At 64.9% G+C, this 13,697-nt stretch carries 14 protein-coding genes; 11 read left to right on the top strand and 3 right to left on the bottom strand.

The window, feature by feature from the left end; all coding sequences use genetic code 11:
* Window positions 1–115: 115 nt before the first annotated feature.
* From rpiA to ACVOMF_RS18075, 3 genes are all read left to right on the top strand, one after another.
* A complete protein-coding gene (gene rpiA, locus ACVOMF_RS18085; RefSeq protein ID WP_282273207.1) occupies window positions 116–763 on the top strand; it encodes a ribose-5-phosphate isomerase RpiA in 648 nt (215 codons plus the stop codon).
* 162 nt (window positions 764–925) lie between these two features.
* Window positions 926–1,384: a DUF192 domain-containing protein gene (locus ACVOMF_RS18080; protein ID WP_481510493.1), complete on the top strand. Its 459-nt coding sequence runs from the start codon at window positions 926–928 to the stop codon at window positions 1,382–1,384.
* Between the two features lie 65 nt (window positions 1,385–1,449).
* Window positions 1,450–2,298 carry a SirB1 family protein gene (locus tag ACVOMF_RS18075; protein ID WP_481510492.1) on the top strand — a complete coding sequence of 283 codons (849 nt, stop codon included), beginning with the start codon at window positions 1,450–1,452 and terminating at the stop codon, window positions 2,296–2,298.
* 220 nt (window positions 2,299–2,518) lie between these two features.
* Here the strand turns inward: ACVOMF_RS18075 and ACVOMF_RS18070 are convergent, their stop codons facing one another.
* Window positions 2,519–2,710 carry a rubredoxin gene (locus tag ACVOMF_RS18070; protein WP_481510491.1) on the bottom strand — a complete coding sequence of 64 codons (192 nt, stop codon included), beginning with the start codon at window positions 2,708–2,710 and terminating at the stop codon, window positions 2,519–2,521.
* Window positions 2,711–2,779: 69 nt separating this feature from the next.
* Here ACVOMF_RS18070 and thiE point away from each other — a divergent pair, with 69 nt between their 5' ends.
* Window positions 2,780–3,406 carry a thiamine phosphate synthase gene (gene thiE / locus ACVOMF_RS18065; protein ID WP_481510490.1) on the top strand — a complete coding sequence of 209 codons (627 nt, stop codon included), beginning with the start codon at window positions 2,780–2,782 and terminating at the stop codon, window positions 3,404–3,406.
* Between the two features lie 168 nt (window positions 3,407–3,574).
* Complete coding sequence (gene hemL, locus ACVOMF_RS18060; RefSeq protein WP_481510489.1) at window positions 3,575–4,867, top strand: glutamate-1-semialdehyde 2,1-aminomutase; 1,293 nt, start codon at window positions 3,575–3,577, stop codon at window positions 4,865–4,867.
* Window positions 4,868–5,065: 198 nt separating this feature from the next.
* On the opposite strand, the gene azu is transcribed toward hemL, so the two are convergent.
* Window positions 5,066–5,518, bottom strand: a complete 453-nt coding sequence (gene azu / locus ACVOMF_RS18055) for an azurin (protein ID WP_282271671.1) — start codon at window positions 5,516–5,518, stop codon at window positions 5,066–5,068.
* Window positions 5,519–5,655: 137 nt separating this feature from the next.
* Between azu and ACVOMF_RS18050 the strand changes: the two genes are divergently transcribed.
* The 5 genes from ACVOMF_RS18050 (at window position 5,656) to ACVOMF_RS18030 (ending at window position 11,267) form a co-directional block, all read left to right on the top strand.
* Entirely contained in the window at window positions 5,656–6,252 is a 597-nt protein-coding gene (locus ACVOMF_RS18050; RefSeq protein ID WP_481510488.1) for an HAD-IA family hydrolase, read from the top strand.
* A gap of 76 nt (window positions 6,253–6,328) precedes the next feature.
* Window positions 6,329–7,447, top strand: a complete 1,119-nt coding sequence (locus ACVOMF_RS18045; RefSeq protein WP_481510487.1) for a type 1 glutamine amidotransferase domain-containing protein — start codon at window positions 6,329–6,331, stop codon at window positions 7,445–7,447.
* A 3-nt stretch (window positions 7,448–7,450) separates the two neighbouring features.
* On the top strand, window positions 7,451–8,149 hold the full coding sequence (locus ACVOMF_RS18040; protein ID WP_481510486.1) for a response regulator transcription factor: 699 nt from the start codon (window positions 7,451–7,453) through the stop codon (window positions 8,147–8,149).
* Window positions 8,146–9,438, top strand: coding sequence for a sensor histidine kinase (locus tag ACVOMF_RS18035; RefSeq protein ID WP_481510485.1), 1,293 nt, complete (start codon window positions 8,146–8,148; stop codon window positions 9,436–9,438). Before ACVOMF_RS18040 ends, ACVOMF_RS18035 begins: the two co-directional genes overlap by 4 nt.
* Before the next feature lie 89 nt (window positions 9,439–9,527).
* Complete coding sequence (locus ACVOMF_RS18030; RefSeq protein ID WP_481510484.1) at window positions 9,528–11,267, top strand: serine hydrolase domain-containing protein; 1,740 nt, start codon at window positions 9,528–9,530, stop codon at window positions 11,265–11,267.
* Window positions 11,268–11,398: 131 nt separating this feature from the next.
* On the opposite strand, the gene ACVOMF_RS18025 is transcribed toward ACVOMF_RS18030, so the two are convergent.
* Entirely contained in the window at window positions 11,399–12,628 is a 1,230-nt protein-coding gene (locus ACVOMF_RS18025; protein WP_481510494.1) for an acetylornithine transaminase, read from the bottom strand.
* A 70-nt stretch (window positions 12,629–12,698) separates the two neighbouring features.
* Between ACVOMF_RS18025 and ACVOMF_RS18020 the strand changes: the two genes are divergently transcribed.
* Window positions 12,699–13,562 (top strand): ion transporter, encoded by an 864-nt coding sequence (locus tag ACVOMF_RS18020; RefSeq protein WP_481510483.1) that lies wholly within the window; start codon window positions 12,699–12,701, stop codon window positions 13,560–13,562.
* The last annotated feature ends 135 nt before the right edge of the window (window positions 13,563–13,697 follow it).

Raw genomic sequence — 13,697 nt, 5'->3', positions numbered from 1 at the left:
TTTGGGGGGGGGCCCCCCCCCCCCCCCCAGCCGGGGGGCCGGGTCGGCTGTGACGGGGGGGGGGGCGGCCCCCGCTCCTACAACCGAAACCTTTTTCCAACTGATTGAGCCAACCATGTCTGAAGCCAAGCGCCTGGCCGCCGAAAAAGCCATCGAGTACGTGCAGAAGGGAATGATTGTCGGTGTCGGCACCGGCTCCACCGTTGCCTACTTCATCGAAGCCCTGGCCCGCATCAAGGACCAGATCGAAGGCGCGGTCTCCAGCTCCGACCAGAGCACCGCCCTGCTCAAGGGCCACGGCATCGAGGTGCTGGACCTGAACCACACCGGCGGCCTGTCGCTGTACGTGGACGGCGCCGACGAGTGCGACGGCAACAAGAACCTGATCAAGGGCGGCGGCGCCGCACTGACCCGCGAGAAGATCATCGCCGAGGCCAGCAAGCAGTTCGTCTGCATCGTCGACCCGAGCAAGCAGGTCAAGGTGCTGGGCAAGTTCCCGCTGCCGGTGGAAGTGATCCCGATGGCGCGCAGCCTGGTCGCCCGCGAGATCCTGGCCCTGACTGGCGGCCAGCCGGTATGGCGCGACGGCGTGGTCACCGACAACGGAAATCTGATTCTGGACGTGCACAACCTGTCCATCACCGACCCGGTGAAGCTGGAACAGCAGCTCAACCAGATCCCGGGCGTGGTAACGGTCGGCCTGTTTGCGCGCCGCCCCGCCGACGTGGTCATCATCGGCGGCGAGCCGCCGCAGGTGCTGTAAGCCAAGCCAGCTCAGCTTTCGCTTTGGCTTTGGCTGCTGCTTTGGCTGCTGCTCTTCCCTTCTCCCGCAAGCGGGAGAAGGTGCCCGAAGGGCGGATGAGGGGAAGCTTTTGACTTCCACCGAACCCGCCTGAAGGCTCCCCTAGGAACCAGGTCCCAACCCATGCCCACATCCTTCCTGCGTACCCTCCTCACCCTGTCCCTGCTCGCCCTGGCCGGCTGCGCCAGCGCCGACAGCAAGCACTGGGTGGAACTGGCCGGCACCCGCTACAACGTGGAACTGGCCCAGAACGACGAGACCCGCGCCCGCGGCCTGATGTTCCGCGACCAGATGGATGCCGACCACGGCATGCTGTTCGTCCACGACCGCGAGGAACCGCAGGCGTACTGGATGAAGAACACCAGGATTCCGCTGGACATCCTCTACTTCGACAGCCAGCGCCGCCTGGTCGGCCAGCAGCGCGATGTGCCGCCGTGCTCGGCCGGCGACATGTGCCCGCCCTACCCCAGCTTCAACCCGGCGCTGTACGTGCTTGAGCTCAACGCCGGCCAGGCCGCCAAGCTCAAGCTGGAAGACGGTGCCGAGCTGACCTTCGGCCCAGGCATCACCGCCGGCAACTGACTCACAGCCAAAATTGAACAGCGGCGCCCTTGAACCGGCGCCGCTTTGCCGCCAGTCTTGGGGGCATGTCTGAAACACGCATTACCCTGCCGCAGTGGGAAGAACTGGCCGGCTTGCCCGATGAGGCACTGCCGCTGCTGTCGACTGCCCTGCTGATCGCCCGCGACGAATACCCACAGCTGGACCCGGCCGCCTATGACCGCGTGCTGCAGGCTCATGCCGATCACCTGCGGGTGGAAGTGGACGCCATCGGCGAATGGCCGCTCAAGGTTGCCGCCATCAACAACCACCTGTTCAACGAAGTGGGCTACAGCGGCGACAACGACGAGTACTACGACCCGCGCAACAGCTACCTCAACGAGGTGTTCGAGCGCCGCTTGGGCAACCCGATTTCGCTGGCCCTGGTACAGATCGAAGTCTCGCGCCGGCTAGGCCTGCCGCTGGAAGGCATTTCCTTCCCCGGTCACTTCCTGGTGCGGCTACCGGTGGAAGACGGGGTGCTGATCATGGACCCGTTCAACGGTGGGCGCCCGCTGGGTGTGGACGAACTGCGCGAGCGCGCACGCAGCAACCTGGGCGGTGAAACCCCGGACGACAACGTGCTGGCACAGATCCTGGACCCTGCCCCGCACCGCGCCATCCTGATGCGCATGCTGCGCAACCTGCACGGGGTCTATGCCGAACGCGGCGAATGGGACCGCGCCGCACGCAGTGCCGACCGCATCCTCAAGCTGGCCCCCGAGCAGGCCGATGCGGTACGCGATCGCGGCCTGGCCTATGTGCAGCTGGAGCATCTGGCCGGCGCCCGCGCCGACTTGGCGCGCTACCTGAAGATGGCACCCGAAGCCACTGACGTTGTCAGCATCCGAGAGCGCCTGGTTGAACTGGGTGGCGAAAGGCCGAGGCTGCATTGAGCCTGGCTGCCCTGCCCAACCTTGTGGGAGCGGCGTAAGCCGTGAAGCCACTACAGCATCCGAAACCGGCGAAGATCCTGATCCGACCGAACACATGTGCCGGCATCCCGGCCGCTAACCGTTTTTGGCCCTTACACCGCGTTTATAATGGGCTGCGGGTGAAACAGGGGCTGCGCGGCTTAGGCCGCTCCCACAAACAGCACAAGCCGCGCACTGCGGCTCAATCCAGCTCCACCATCTCGAAGTCATCCTTGGTCACGCCGCAATCCGGGCAGGTCCACGTGTCGGGCACGTCGTCCCAGCGCGTGCCCGGGGCGATGCCTTCTTCCGGCAGGCCGTCGGCCTCGCTGTAAATGAAACCACAGACGACACACATCCAGTTGCGCAGGTTGGAGGCCGTAGCGTCGGACATCGGGGATAATCACCGGACAAAGAAGCGGCGTTGATTGTCACATTCCCCACGCCGTACCGGTAGCCATACATGACACAGCTTGCCGACGCCCGTGGCGTCTACCTGATCACTCCCGACGAAACCGACAGCGCCCGCCTGCTTGAGCGGGTCCGCCCCTTGCTGGCTGGCACCACCTGGCTGCAATACCGCAACAAGGCGGTCGATGCCCCTACCCGCCTGGCCCAGGCCACTGCCCTGCAGGCGTTATGCGCCAAAGCCGACGTAGCGCTGATCATCAATGATGATGCCGAGCTGGCCCTGCAGGTCGGCGCCGCCGGCGTGCACCTGGGTGAAGACGATGGCGACATCGCCGCCGCCCGTGCCCTGCTCGGCTCGCAGGCCATCATCGGTGCCTCCTGCTATGACGAGTTCGAGCGTGCCCAGCGCGCGGTTGTTGCTGGCGCCAACTATGTGGCTTTCGGAGCGTTCTTCCCCAGCCGTAGCAAGATCACCCCGCGCCGCGCTCACCCGGAGCTGCTGCGACAAAGCGCCGCACTGGGCGTACCACGGGTGGCGATCGGCGGTTTGACCCCGGACAATAGTCGGCCTGTGGTGGAAGCGGGCGCGGATCTGATCGCGGTGATCAGTGGCGTGTTCAGCGAGGCTGATCCAGTGGCTGCGCTGGAGGCTTATCGGCGCTGCTTCCAGCACGGGTGACATGTTCCTTCTCCCCTCGGGAGAAGGTGCCCCGAAGGGGCGGATGAGGGTAGGTTTCGGCGTTGGCTCGCTAGAAGCGTCCCCTCCCCCAACCCCTCTCCCGCACGCGAGAGGGGCTAATGCAAAGCTCAGCTCTTCGTTGTTGTTGATACCTCAAAGGACTCACGCATGAACCACGCCCAATCCCACGCCCTGTTCACCCGCGCGCAGACCTTGCTGCCGGGTGGCGTCAATTCACCGGTGCGTGCGTTCAAGTCGGTCGGCGGCGAACCCTTCTTCGTGCAGCGCGCCGATGGCGCCTACCTGCATGACGCGGATGGCAATGCCTACATCGATTACGTCGGCTCCTGGGGCCCGATGATCGTCGGCCACAACCACCCGGCCGTGCGCGAGGCCGTGCAGCAGGCGATCGGCAATGGGCTGTCGTTCGGGGCGCCGTGTGCGGCCGAAGTGACCATGGCCGAGACCATCACCCGCCTGGTGCCGTCCTGCGAGATGGTGCGCATGGTCAACTCCGGTACCGAGGCGACGCTGTCGGCGATCCGCCTGGCGCGCGGCGCAACCGGTCGCAACAAGATCGTCAAGTTCGAAGGTTGCTACCACGGCCACGGCGACTCCTTCCTGGTCAAGGCCGGCAGCGGCATGCTGACCCTCGGCGTACCGACTTCGCCGGGCGTGCCGGCCGGGTTGAGCGAACTCACCCTGACCCTGCCCTACAACGATTTCGAAGCGGCTACCGCACTGTTCGAGCAGCAGGGCGCCGACATCGCCGGCCTGATCATCGAGCCGGTGGTCGGCAACGCCAACTGCATCCCGCCGCGCGAGGGTTACCTGCAGCACCTGCGCGCGCTGTGCACGCAGCATGGTGCGCTGCTGATCTTCGACGAAGTGATGACCGGTTTCCGTGTTGCCCTCGGCGGCGCGCAGGCGCATTACGGCATCACCCCGGACCTGAGCACCTTCGGCAAGATCATCGGCGGCGGCATGCCGGTGGGCGCCTATGGCGGCCGCCGCGAGCTGATGTCGCAGATCGCCCCGGCCGGCCCGATCTACCAGGCCGGCACGCTGAGCGGCAATCCGGTGGCGATGGCCGCTGGTCTGGCAATGCTGCAACTGGTGCAGGCGCCGGGCTTCCACGAGCGCCTGACGGCGGCAACCAACACGCTCTGCGATGGCCTGGAAGCGGCAGCGCGCGATGCTGGCGTGGCGGTGACCACCAATCGCGTCGGTGGCATGTTCGGCCTGTTCTTCAGCAACGAGAAGGTCGAGACCTATGCGCAGGCCACCGCCTGCGACATCAAGGCCTTCAACGTGTTCTTCCACGCCATGCTGGAACGCGGCGTGTTCCTGGCCCCGTCAGCCTACGAGGCGGGCTTCCTGTCCAGCGCGCATGATGATGCGGTGATCGAAGCCACACTGGTTGCAGCGCGCGAGGCGTTCAAGGTGGTTGCTGCAGGTTGATCAACCTGCAGCGACAATGATCGAAATAAAGCCCCTCTCCCGCCTGCGGGGTGAGAGGGGCAGCTTGCGAACCACAGGTTCGCTGCCCGTCGAACGCCATTGCGCCAGCGCAAGGGCCGGGGCGCGGAGCGGGGGTTGGGGTGAGGGCAGCTGTTGATCTGAAGCTTCTCGAACCCAAGATTCGAGCAGCTCATCAGCTCACCCAAACACCAGCTTGCCCTTCATCATTCCCCAATGCCCCGGGAACGAACAGAAGAAGGTGTAGTCACCACCACGCGTCAATTTGCTGGTCGCAAAGCGCACCTGCGTGGTCTGCCCGCCACCGATCACCGGCGTGAACGCGATCACCCGCGCATCATTCTTCGGCAGATAACTGTCAGCCAGCGTCGAACGCATGCCCGCGGTAGCCACCTGCTGGAAATCCGGCGTGCGCGTCAGCACCCAGTTATGCCCCATCGCCGTCGCCGGCATCCTGCCGGTGTGCTTCAAAGTGAGGTCCACCTGCGTGCAATCGGCGGCAACCCGGATCTGCGGCACGGAAAACTGCATGCGGTCATTGCTTTCGATGGTGACCGCACAGGTACGGGCCAGTGCAGGCGCGGCAGGCAACAGGCCGGCAAGGGCCAACAACAGCAGGCTGGAACGCTTCACGGTGAACTCCACGCTATGACAACTAAAGTGTCCTGATTCTAGGCAAATGTGTCTGATTCCACCTGTGACGCGATGTCGCAGGCTGCACGCAGACGCTGCGCCAGCGATACTGCAGCCCCGCCCCTGCCTTGCCATCAATGCAACGACCACACGCACTATTGCTGGATTTCGATGGCCTGCTCGCCGACTACGATCACCGTATCCATCTGCGCCAGCTTGCCGATGCTGCCGGCTGCACACCCGAGCAGGTGGACGCGGCTTTGCGCACGGATGGGCTTGAGTTCGCCCATGCCCGTGGTGAGCTGGATGGTGGGCAGTTGCTGCAGGCCTTGAATCAGCGATTGGGCAGCACGTTGGGCGCGCCGCACTGGCACGCTGCGCGACTCGCGGCCAGCAAGCCTCGCAGCGATTGCCTGGCGGTGCTGGAGCGCGTGCATGCAGATGTGCAGGTTGCGGTGCTGACCAACAATGGCCTGCTGACACAGCCGGTGATCGAGCAGTTGCTACCTGGTCGCCGTGTGCTGTGCAGCGCCACCTTGGGGGTACGCAAGCCGCACCCGGCTGCGTATCTGGCAGCCTGTGCGGCGCTTGGCTCTGCACCCGAACGCAGCCTGTTCGTCGATCATCTGTTCCGCAACGTGCAGGGTGCGCGCGAAGCCGGGTTGCCTGCCGACACGGCGTTTCATGCACAGTCGCTGCGACGCCTGCTCAAGCGCCATCATCTGCTGCGCTGACCTGGCTTCTCGCCTCGATTGAAATTCATTTGATATCCGTTGGCGACACTGGCCTCCCAAGCCACTGGAGCCACTGATGAACCTGTTCACACGACTATTGCTGCCCGTCCTGCTGCTGGCACCGGCATTACCACTGCATGCATCGGTCGCAACCGACAAGGTGCTGATCGTGGTCAGCGGCGAGGGCAAGGACGCCGGCAAGCAGCGCCCTGGCTACGAGTTCGATGAGCTGTCGCAGGCCTGGCTGGTCTTCAAGGCCAACGGCCTGCAGGTAGAGGTCGCCAGCCCCAAGGGCGGCGCGGTGGAGGCCGACAAGTACAACCCGGACGAGCCCTTCAACGCCGCCTTGCTGGCCGATGCACAGGCGATGCGGCAACTCGCCGACACCATGCCCACCACCGCGGTGAACGCCTCCGACTACGCCGCCGTGTATGTGGTCGGCGGCAAGGGTGCGATGTTCGACCTGCCCCGTGACCATGCATTGCAGCAGTTGTTGGGCAAGGTCTGGGACAACGGCGGCATCGTGGCCGCGGTCTGCCACGGTCCGGCCGCCTTGGCCGAGGTACGGCTGGCCGATGGCAGCCTGCTCGTCGCTGGTCGCCAACTCACCGGCTTCAGCAATGAAGAGGAAGCGATATTCGGCAAGAAGTGGGCGCCGCAGTTCCCATGGCTGCTAGAGGATGCACTGCGTCAGCGTGGCGCGCAGTGGCAGGAAGCGCCATTGATGATGCCGAAGTTGGTGGTCGATGGCCGCTTGATCACCGGCCAGAACCCGTACTCCACCACCGCCGTGGCAGAAGCCATCGTGCGGGCGACAGGTCGCACACCGGTCGCCCGCACACCGTGGCGCGATGAGACCAGCATGGCCCTGGTGGAGCGCCTGCTTGGCGGCGACGTGCAAGCAGCGCACGCTGCACTGGCTGCCGATGTCTCCCGCCACCACGTCGAGCTGATCGGCATCCTCGGCCATTACCAGGCACAGGCCGCGCCCAACGATGCCGCCCTGGAGCAGGCCTTGCAGGTCATGGAACTGGCCTTGCCATACATGCAGGAGGCACAACTGAAACTTGCCGCTGCCCAAGCCCACCTCAAGCTCAAGCGACCGGCGCAGGCACGCGCTCTGGTACTCCAGGCACTGGCAGCCAATCCCAAGCTGGAACAGGCTCAAGCCCTCCTGCGACAGATCGACGGTTGAACCATGCCCCTGCCCGCCCTGCGCATCCTGGTGATCGAGGACAACCGCCTGCTACGCGACAACCTGCAGGCGTTGCTGTCCGCACACGGTTTCCACGCCAGCTTCGCAGCCGACGGCCGCAGCGGCCTGCAGATGGCCTTGGTCGAACCACCCGACGTGCTGGTGCTGGATCTGGGCCTGCCTGGCCTTGACGGGCTGCAGGTCTGCCAGCGCCTGCGCGCCGAGTCCGACCGGCATGTCCCGATCCTGATGCTGACCGCGCGCGATGCACTGGACGACCGCCTGCTTGGCTTCCGCAGTGGCGCCGACGATTACCTGGTCAAGCCCTTCGCTGGCGAGGAATTGGTGGCCCGCTGCCGGGCCTTGTCGCAACGCCACCGCACCGGGCGCGAACACCTGTTGTGCATCGGCAGCCTGCGGATAGATCGCCGCAGCCACGAGGTGCAGCGCCAGGGGCAACGCATCGAGCTGCACCAGACCAGTTTCGACATCCTGCTGGCGCTGGCCGAAGCATGGCCGCGCACGCTGACCCGCAGCGAGCTGGTGCAACGCTTCTGGGGCGATACCCCACCCGACTCGGACCCATTGCGCACGCATCTCTATCTGTTGCGGCAAATGCTGGACAAACCTTTTGCCACGCCAATGCTGAAGACCGTGCATGGTGTCGGCTTCCGCCTTGAGTCCGATGAGGGCATACCGTGACGAATACATCCCCGGCACCACGCAAGCGCCTGCGTAACCGGCTGATGCTGGCCTTCGCCGGCTTCACGCTGGTGGTCGCCACACTATTTGGGCTGTACGTAGCCGTGTTCGCCTATGCAGTTGAGGATATGTTCTTCAACGGACTGCTGGAACGCGAAGCCAGCGAACAGCTGCAGCATCATGCGCAGACCGGTGCATGGAAGGCACCACGCGAATCATGGATGCAGGTGATCGAGTCCGCGGCACAACTGCCCGACAGCATCGCCAGCACGCTTGCGCGCGAACCGCATCGGCGTGAATTCCCGGGCAGCGACGGCCGCCACTACCATCTGCAGCGCCTGCAGCCTGATGCTGCTGCCGAACCGGCCTGGCTGTTGGCCGAGGTGAGCCAGTTGCTGGTTGTTCGGCCACAGCGCGCGGGATTGTTGCAGCTGCTGGTCTGGTCTGGCGTGGCGGTGATTGCGCTGGCCCTGCTGCTCGGTGCATGGCTGGCACGTCGCACTACCGCACCGCTGTCGCGGCTTGCCCAGCTCGTCGACAACGCCGGGCCCGATCACCTGCCTGCCGTGCATGCGCAGCGTTTTGCCGATGACGAGGTTGGCGTGCTGGCACGTGGGCTGGAGGCGTTGATCATCCGTATCCGTGCCTTCGTCATACGCGAACGTGAGTTCACCCGCGACGCCAGCCATGAACTGCGCACGCCGTTGGCAGTCATACGCGGAACCACCGAGCGCCTTGCCCGTGATCCGTCGCTGTCGCCCGCGACACAGCAGGGGCTGTCACACATCCGCCAGTCCGCGCTACAGCTGGAACAGACGATCAGCATGCTGCTGGCCTTGGCCCGCGAACAGGCGCTGCCTGCCGCTGGCGGGCCGAACCGGTTGCTACCGGTGATCGAACGCGTGGTTGTCGAGCAATCGCCACTGCTGGACGACAAGCAGATTGAGCTTGATATCGACGTCCCGTTTGCCGCAAACAGCACGCTGCCACTGGCAGTGTTGCAGGTATTGCTCGCCAACCTGATCGGCAATGCTTTCGCCCATACAGCGGCCGGCACGATACGCATCGCCGCTGAGGCCGAACAGCTTCGCATCAGCAACCCCGGCGATGGCATCAGCAACCAGGCATTGGATGCCTTCAGCAAGGGAGCGAACAGCACTGGCTTCGGACTGGGCCTTTCTATCGTGTGCCGGCTTTGCGAGCAGCACGGCATTGCGCTGGACATACGCCACGATGACGGACTGACGTCGGTCGCCTTCCCGCTCATGCCAGCACCAGCCACGCCATGAAGACCCTTGTGCAGATTCTTCTGCTATGCGCATCCCTCTTGGCGACACCTTTTGCTGCATCCAATGACAGAAGCCAACTGCATGCCGACATGCAGCGCATCCTCGATGAGGAGGGCCTGCAAGGCGTGGCCTGGACTACCGTCACTGCAGATGGCAGCGCGGCCAACGGTGCCGCAGGCGTACGCGATGCGGCCACCCGCTCGCCCATGCAGGCCTCCACACGCGTGCACGTCGGTTCGGTCACCAAGGCGGTCCTTGCCATTGGCGTGCTACGACTGGTCAGCCAAGGCCGCCTTTCCCTGGATACACCTGTGGCAGAGGTGGTTCCGGCAATCGGCTTTGATAATCCGTGGGAATCCACGCACCCAGTACGCGTGCACCACCTGCTTGCGCATACGGCTGGCCTGGAGAACCTCAAGCTCGGCCAGTTCTTCAGTCTTCGCGCGACGGCTGACGTGCCATTGGCCACCGCATCCGGAACGGAGCGCGCGCCACTACGCGTCCTCAGCCAGCCTGGCAGCCGCTTCAGCTACTCCAACCTCGGCTATACCGTGCTTGGGCAGGTGATCGAGGCCGTCAGCGGCGAACGCTACGAAACCTGGATGGACCGGGAAGTGCTGGCGGTACTGGGCATGCGGGACAGTACCTTCAGCTACACCGCGCAGATCGGATCGCATGCAGACCCGCATCTTGCGATGGGCCACTTTGAACAGGCGCGCCCCGCACCGGCCGTACCCACGTTTCTACGCCCCGCCGCGCAACTGACCACCACCGCGGGTGACATGGCACTGTTTGCCAGTTTCCTACTTGGCGACGGCAACAATGCGGGGCAGCCCTTCATCGCAATGGAGTTGATGAAGGCGTTGACCGCACCGGCTGGAACCGAGGCCATGCGCGCTGGCCTGCCGCTCGGTCATGGGCTGGTGCTGGTCGGACGCGACCGGCACGGCCAGATTGGCGGCTGCCATCCCGGCAACACCGTCGGCTACTGGGCGATGCTATGCGTGTTTCCACAGCAGCGCAGTGCCTTTTTCGTCGCCACCAACACCGACAACGAGGACGCCGAGAACGAAAGACTCAACCAGCGGCTTGTCGAAGCACTTGCACTGCCGCCCATCGCTCCGGCGCACGCCGCTTCGCCCATTCAAACTTCGCTGTCAGAGTGGGACGGCCTGTACATCCGCTCACCGCAGGCAATGCCTGCGATCGCTCCGCTGCAGGCGCTGACGGAATTCGTTCGCGTGGACACGCTCGGGGGCAAACTCCGCCTACGCTCGCTGTCCAGAGATGCACAGCTGCTGCAGCCGCTCGGCAATCGGCTGTTCCGTGCGGACGGACGGGTTCTACCCTCACATGTACTGTTGATTGGTGAAGACGGTCAACGTGTCCTGAGCGACGGGCTGCGCAGCCATGTGCAGGTTCCTGCCTGGCGCATCATTGTGCCCGGGCTGCTGCTGTCCATTGCCATCGTCGGCGTTGTCATCATGATGCTGGCCGGTGCTATGTTCGCGATCCGCGGAAGGCTGCGCTGGCAGAACCCGATTTTCCTGCCTTTCCTGGCTGGTGCGGCTTGGCTGCTGCCAATCGCGTTGCTCTATCGGCAATCCCTGCTGGAGCTGGGTGACCGGACTGTGGCGAGCATGACGTTGGCCGGCGTGAGCTTGCTACTGCCGTTGGCGCTGCTGACGGGAACGGCAATGGGGCTGCACGGGTGGCAGCGCGCCGAGCGCGGTACGCGGCTGCTGACGGCATGCCTGTTGGCGACCCTGCCCGGCGTTGGACTGCTGGTTGCATGGCAGCTGCTGCCATTGCGGCTGTGGCTGCTGTAAATGCCAGCGTCCCGATCTTTGTACTGACTCAAACCACAGATACACGATGCCCCCGAGTGACCGCTACACGCGGGACAGGTCGGGGGCATCAGGTTTTAGCAGCGCGGGGCTCGCCAGTGCTATGGCTTATTTCAGCTGCGTGAGGCCATGTACGCCGCAATCGCCTCGCGCACACGCTTCAGGCCTTCGGCCACTTCTTCATCGGTGATGTTCAGCGCCGGCACGAAGCGCAGCACGCTGGTGCCAGCCTGCAGGATCAGCACCTGCTTCTCAGCCGCCAGATCCAGCAGCACGCCGATGTCAGCCACGTAGTCGGGCTTGAGCACCGCACCCAGCATCAGGCCCATGCCGCGCACCTGTTCGAACACGCCGAACTCTGCGCCGATGGCTTCCAGACCGGCCTTCAACGCGGCCGACTGGCGCACGACATTGGCTTTGATCTCGTCGGACGACAGCTTGCGCAGCGCCACGCGGGCGACTGCGGCAGCCAGCGGGTTGCCACCGAAGGTGCTGCCGTGCGCACCAACGCCCATCACTTCGGCAACCTTGGGACCGGCCAGCATCGCGCCAATCGGGAAACCACCGCCCAGCGCCTTGGCGAGAGTGACGATGTCCGGGGTCACGCCCCAGTTCCAATGCGCGAACAACTCACCGGTACGGCCCATGCCGACCTGGATTTCATCCAGCACCATCAGCGCGTCGTGCTGGTCGCACAGCTCGCGGGCGCGGCGCATGAACTCGGCACTGGCCGGCATCACCCCGCCCTCGCCCTGCACCGGCTCGAACATCACCGCGGCAACATCGCCAGCGGCCATCGCTGCTTCAAGCTGGGCGACGTCGTTGAAGTCGACATAACGGAAGCCACCGGGCAGCGGCTCGTAGCCTTCTTGGTACTTCGGCTGGGCGGTGGCGGTGACCGTGGCCAGGGTGCGGCCGTGGAAGCTGCCGCGGAAGGTGACGATGAAACGCTTCTCCGGGCCACGGCCCTGCGCGCTGGCCCACTTGCGCACCAGCTTGATCGCCACTTCATTGGCTTCAGCGCCGGAATTGCACAGGAACACGCGCTTGGCGAAGCGCGAGGCATCCACCAGCTCCTGCGCCAGATGCAGGGGCGGCTCGCTGTAGAACATGTTGCTGGTATGCCACAGCTTGTCGGCCTGCTCGAACAGCGCCGCCTTCAGGTCCGGGTTGTTGTGGCCCAGGCTGCACACCGCGATGCCGGCGGCCAGGTCGATGAACTCGCGGCCCTGCGTATCCCACAGTCGCGCGCCCTGGCCTCGCTCCAGCACCAGCTGGCGCGGGCGGTAGACCGGCAGGTAGTAATTGGACAGGGACAACAACGGCTCGACGACAGCGGTCATGGCGTTCCAGATCAGTGGGTGTGAACGGTCCATTGTCCTCCATTCCGTGGGTCTGCGGCACAATGGGCGCATGCGACTGTTCTCTGCCCCCCAACTGAACCCGGCCACCGACAGCGGTTGGCGCCGCCGCTGGTTCGACATCATCCACCGCACCGACACCCCGCCCTCGCGCCGCTTCGACCTGCTGCTGGTCTGGGCCATCCTCGCCAGCGTGCTGGTGGTGATGTTCGACAGCGTGCAGCGCATCCACGTGGCTTGGGCCACCGGCTTCTACATCGTCGAGTGGGGTTTCACCCTGCTGTTCACCGCCGAGTACGTGCTGCGCCTGCTGGTGGTGCGGCGGCCGCTGCGCTATGCGTTCAGCATCTGGGGGATCATCGACCTGCTGGCGATCCTGCCGTCCTATATTTCCTTCTTCATCCCCGGCACCCAGAGCCTGCTGGTGGTGCGCGTGCTGCGCCTGCTGCGGGTGTTCCGCATCCTCAAGCTGACCCGCTATATCGAGGAAAGCGGCGTGCTGATGGCGGCGCTATGGCGCAGCCGCCGCAAGATCCTGCTGTTCCTGTCGATGGTGGTGACCATCGCCGTCATCGCCGGCGCGCTGATGTATGTGGTCGAAGGTCCGCAATACGGTTTCAGCAACATCCCCGCCAGCATGTACTGGGCGGTGGTGACGATGGCCACGGTGGGCTTTGGCGACATCGTCCCGCACACCACGTTGGGCCGCTTCATCACCTCGGTACTGATCCTGATCGGCTACAGCATCCTGGCCGTGCCGACCGGTATCTACACCGCCGAGCTGGCCGGCAACATGCTGCGCGAAAACCGCCAGGACAACCGCGGCTGCACGGTCTGCGGGCATGAAGGGCATGAGTTCAGGGCGCAGTACTGCAACCGCTGCGGGCATGTGCTGCCGGAGCACATCGAGCATTGAGCCGCTCCGCGCAGCTTGTTGGGGCGACGGTAGTGGGGGGGCCGCCGACACAGGGGCGGTGGGGTTAATAAATGATGCGCGGAAAGGGGGGGGCGGCAGGTGGGGGGGAACGGAAGTAACACAAGACCACACGGG

This window comes from Stenotrophomonas sp. STEN022 (genome assembly GCF_056760155.1).
The sequence above is the reverse complement of the archived record's forward strand: the minus strand, read 5'-3'. Positions and strand labels throughout refer to the sequence as shown.

What these genes read in the sequence shown, in the direction of transcription:
- rpiA (WP_282273207.1), top strand. Translation starts at nt 116, where the DNA reads ATGTCTGAAGCCAAGCGCCTGGCCGCCGAAAAAGCCATCGAGTACGTG.
- ACVOMF_RS18080 (WP_481510493.1), top strand. Translation starts at nt 926, where the DNA reads ATGCCCACATCCTTCCTGCGTACCCTCCTCACCCTGTCCCTGCTCGCC.
- ACVOMF_RS18075 (WP_481510492.1), top strand. Translation starts at nt 1,450, where the DNA reads ATGTCTGAAACACGCATTACCCTGCCGCAGTGGGAAGAACTGGCCGGC.
- ACVOMF_RS18070 (WP_481510491.1), bottom strand. Translation starts at nt 2,710, where the DNA reads ATGTCCGACGCTACGGCCTCCAACCTGCGCAACTGGATGTGTGTCGTC.
- thiE (WP_481510490.1), top strand. Translation starts at nt 2,780, where the DNA reads ATGACACAGCTTGCCGACGCCCGTGGCGTCTACCTGATCACTCCCGAC.
- hemL (WP_481510489.1), top strand. Translation starts at nt 3,575, where the DNA reads ATGAACCACGCCCAATCCCACGCCCTGTTCACCCGCGCGCAGACCTTG.
- ACVOMF_RS18050 (WP_481510488.1), top strand. Translation starts at nt 5,656, where the DNA reads ATGCAACGACCACACGCACTATTGCTGGATTTCGATGGCCTGCTCGCC.
- ACVOMF_RS18045 (WP_481510487.1), top strand. Translation starts at nt 6,329, where the DNA reads ATGAACCTGTTCACACGACTATTGCTGCCCGTCCTGCTGCTGGCACCG.
- ACVOMF_RS18040 (WP_481510486.1), top strand. Translation starts at nt 7,451, where the DNA reads ATGCCCCTGCCCGCCCTGCGCATCCTGGTGATCGAGGACAACCGCCTG.
- ACVOMF_RS18030 (WP_481510484.1), top strand. Translation starts at nt 9,528, where the DNA reads ATGCAGCGCATCCTCGATGAGGAGGGCCTGCAAGGCGTGGCCTGGACT.
- ACVOMF_RS18025 (WP_481510494.1), bottom strand. Translation starts at nt 12,628, where the DNA reads ATGACCGCTGTCGTCGAGCCGTTGTTGTCCCTGTCCAATTACTACCTG.
- ACVOMF_RS18020 (WP_481510483.1), top strand. Translation starts at nt 12,699, where the DNA reads ATGCGACTGTTCTCTGCCCCCCAACTGAACCCGGCCACCGACAGCGGT.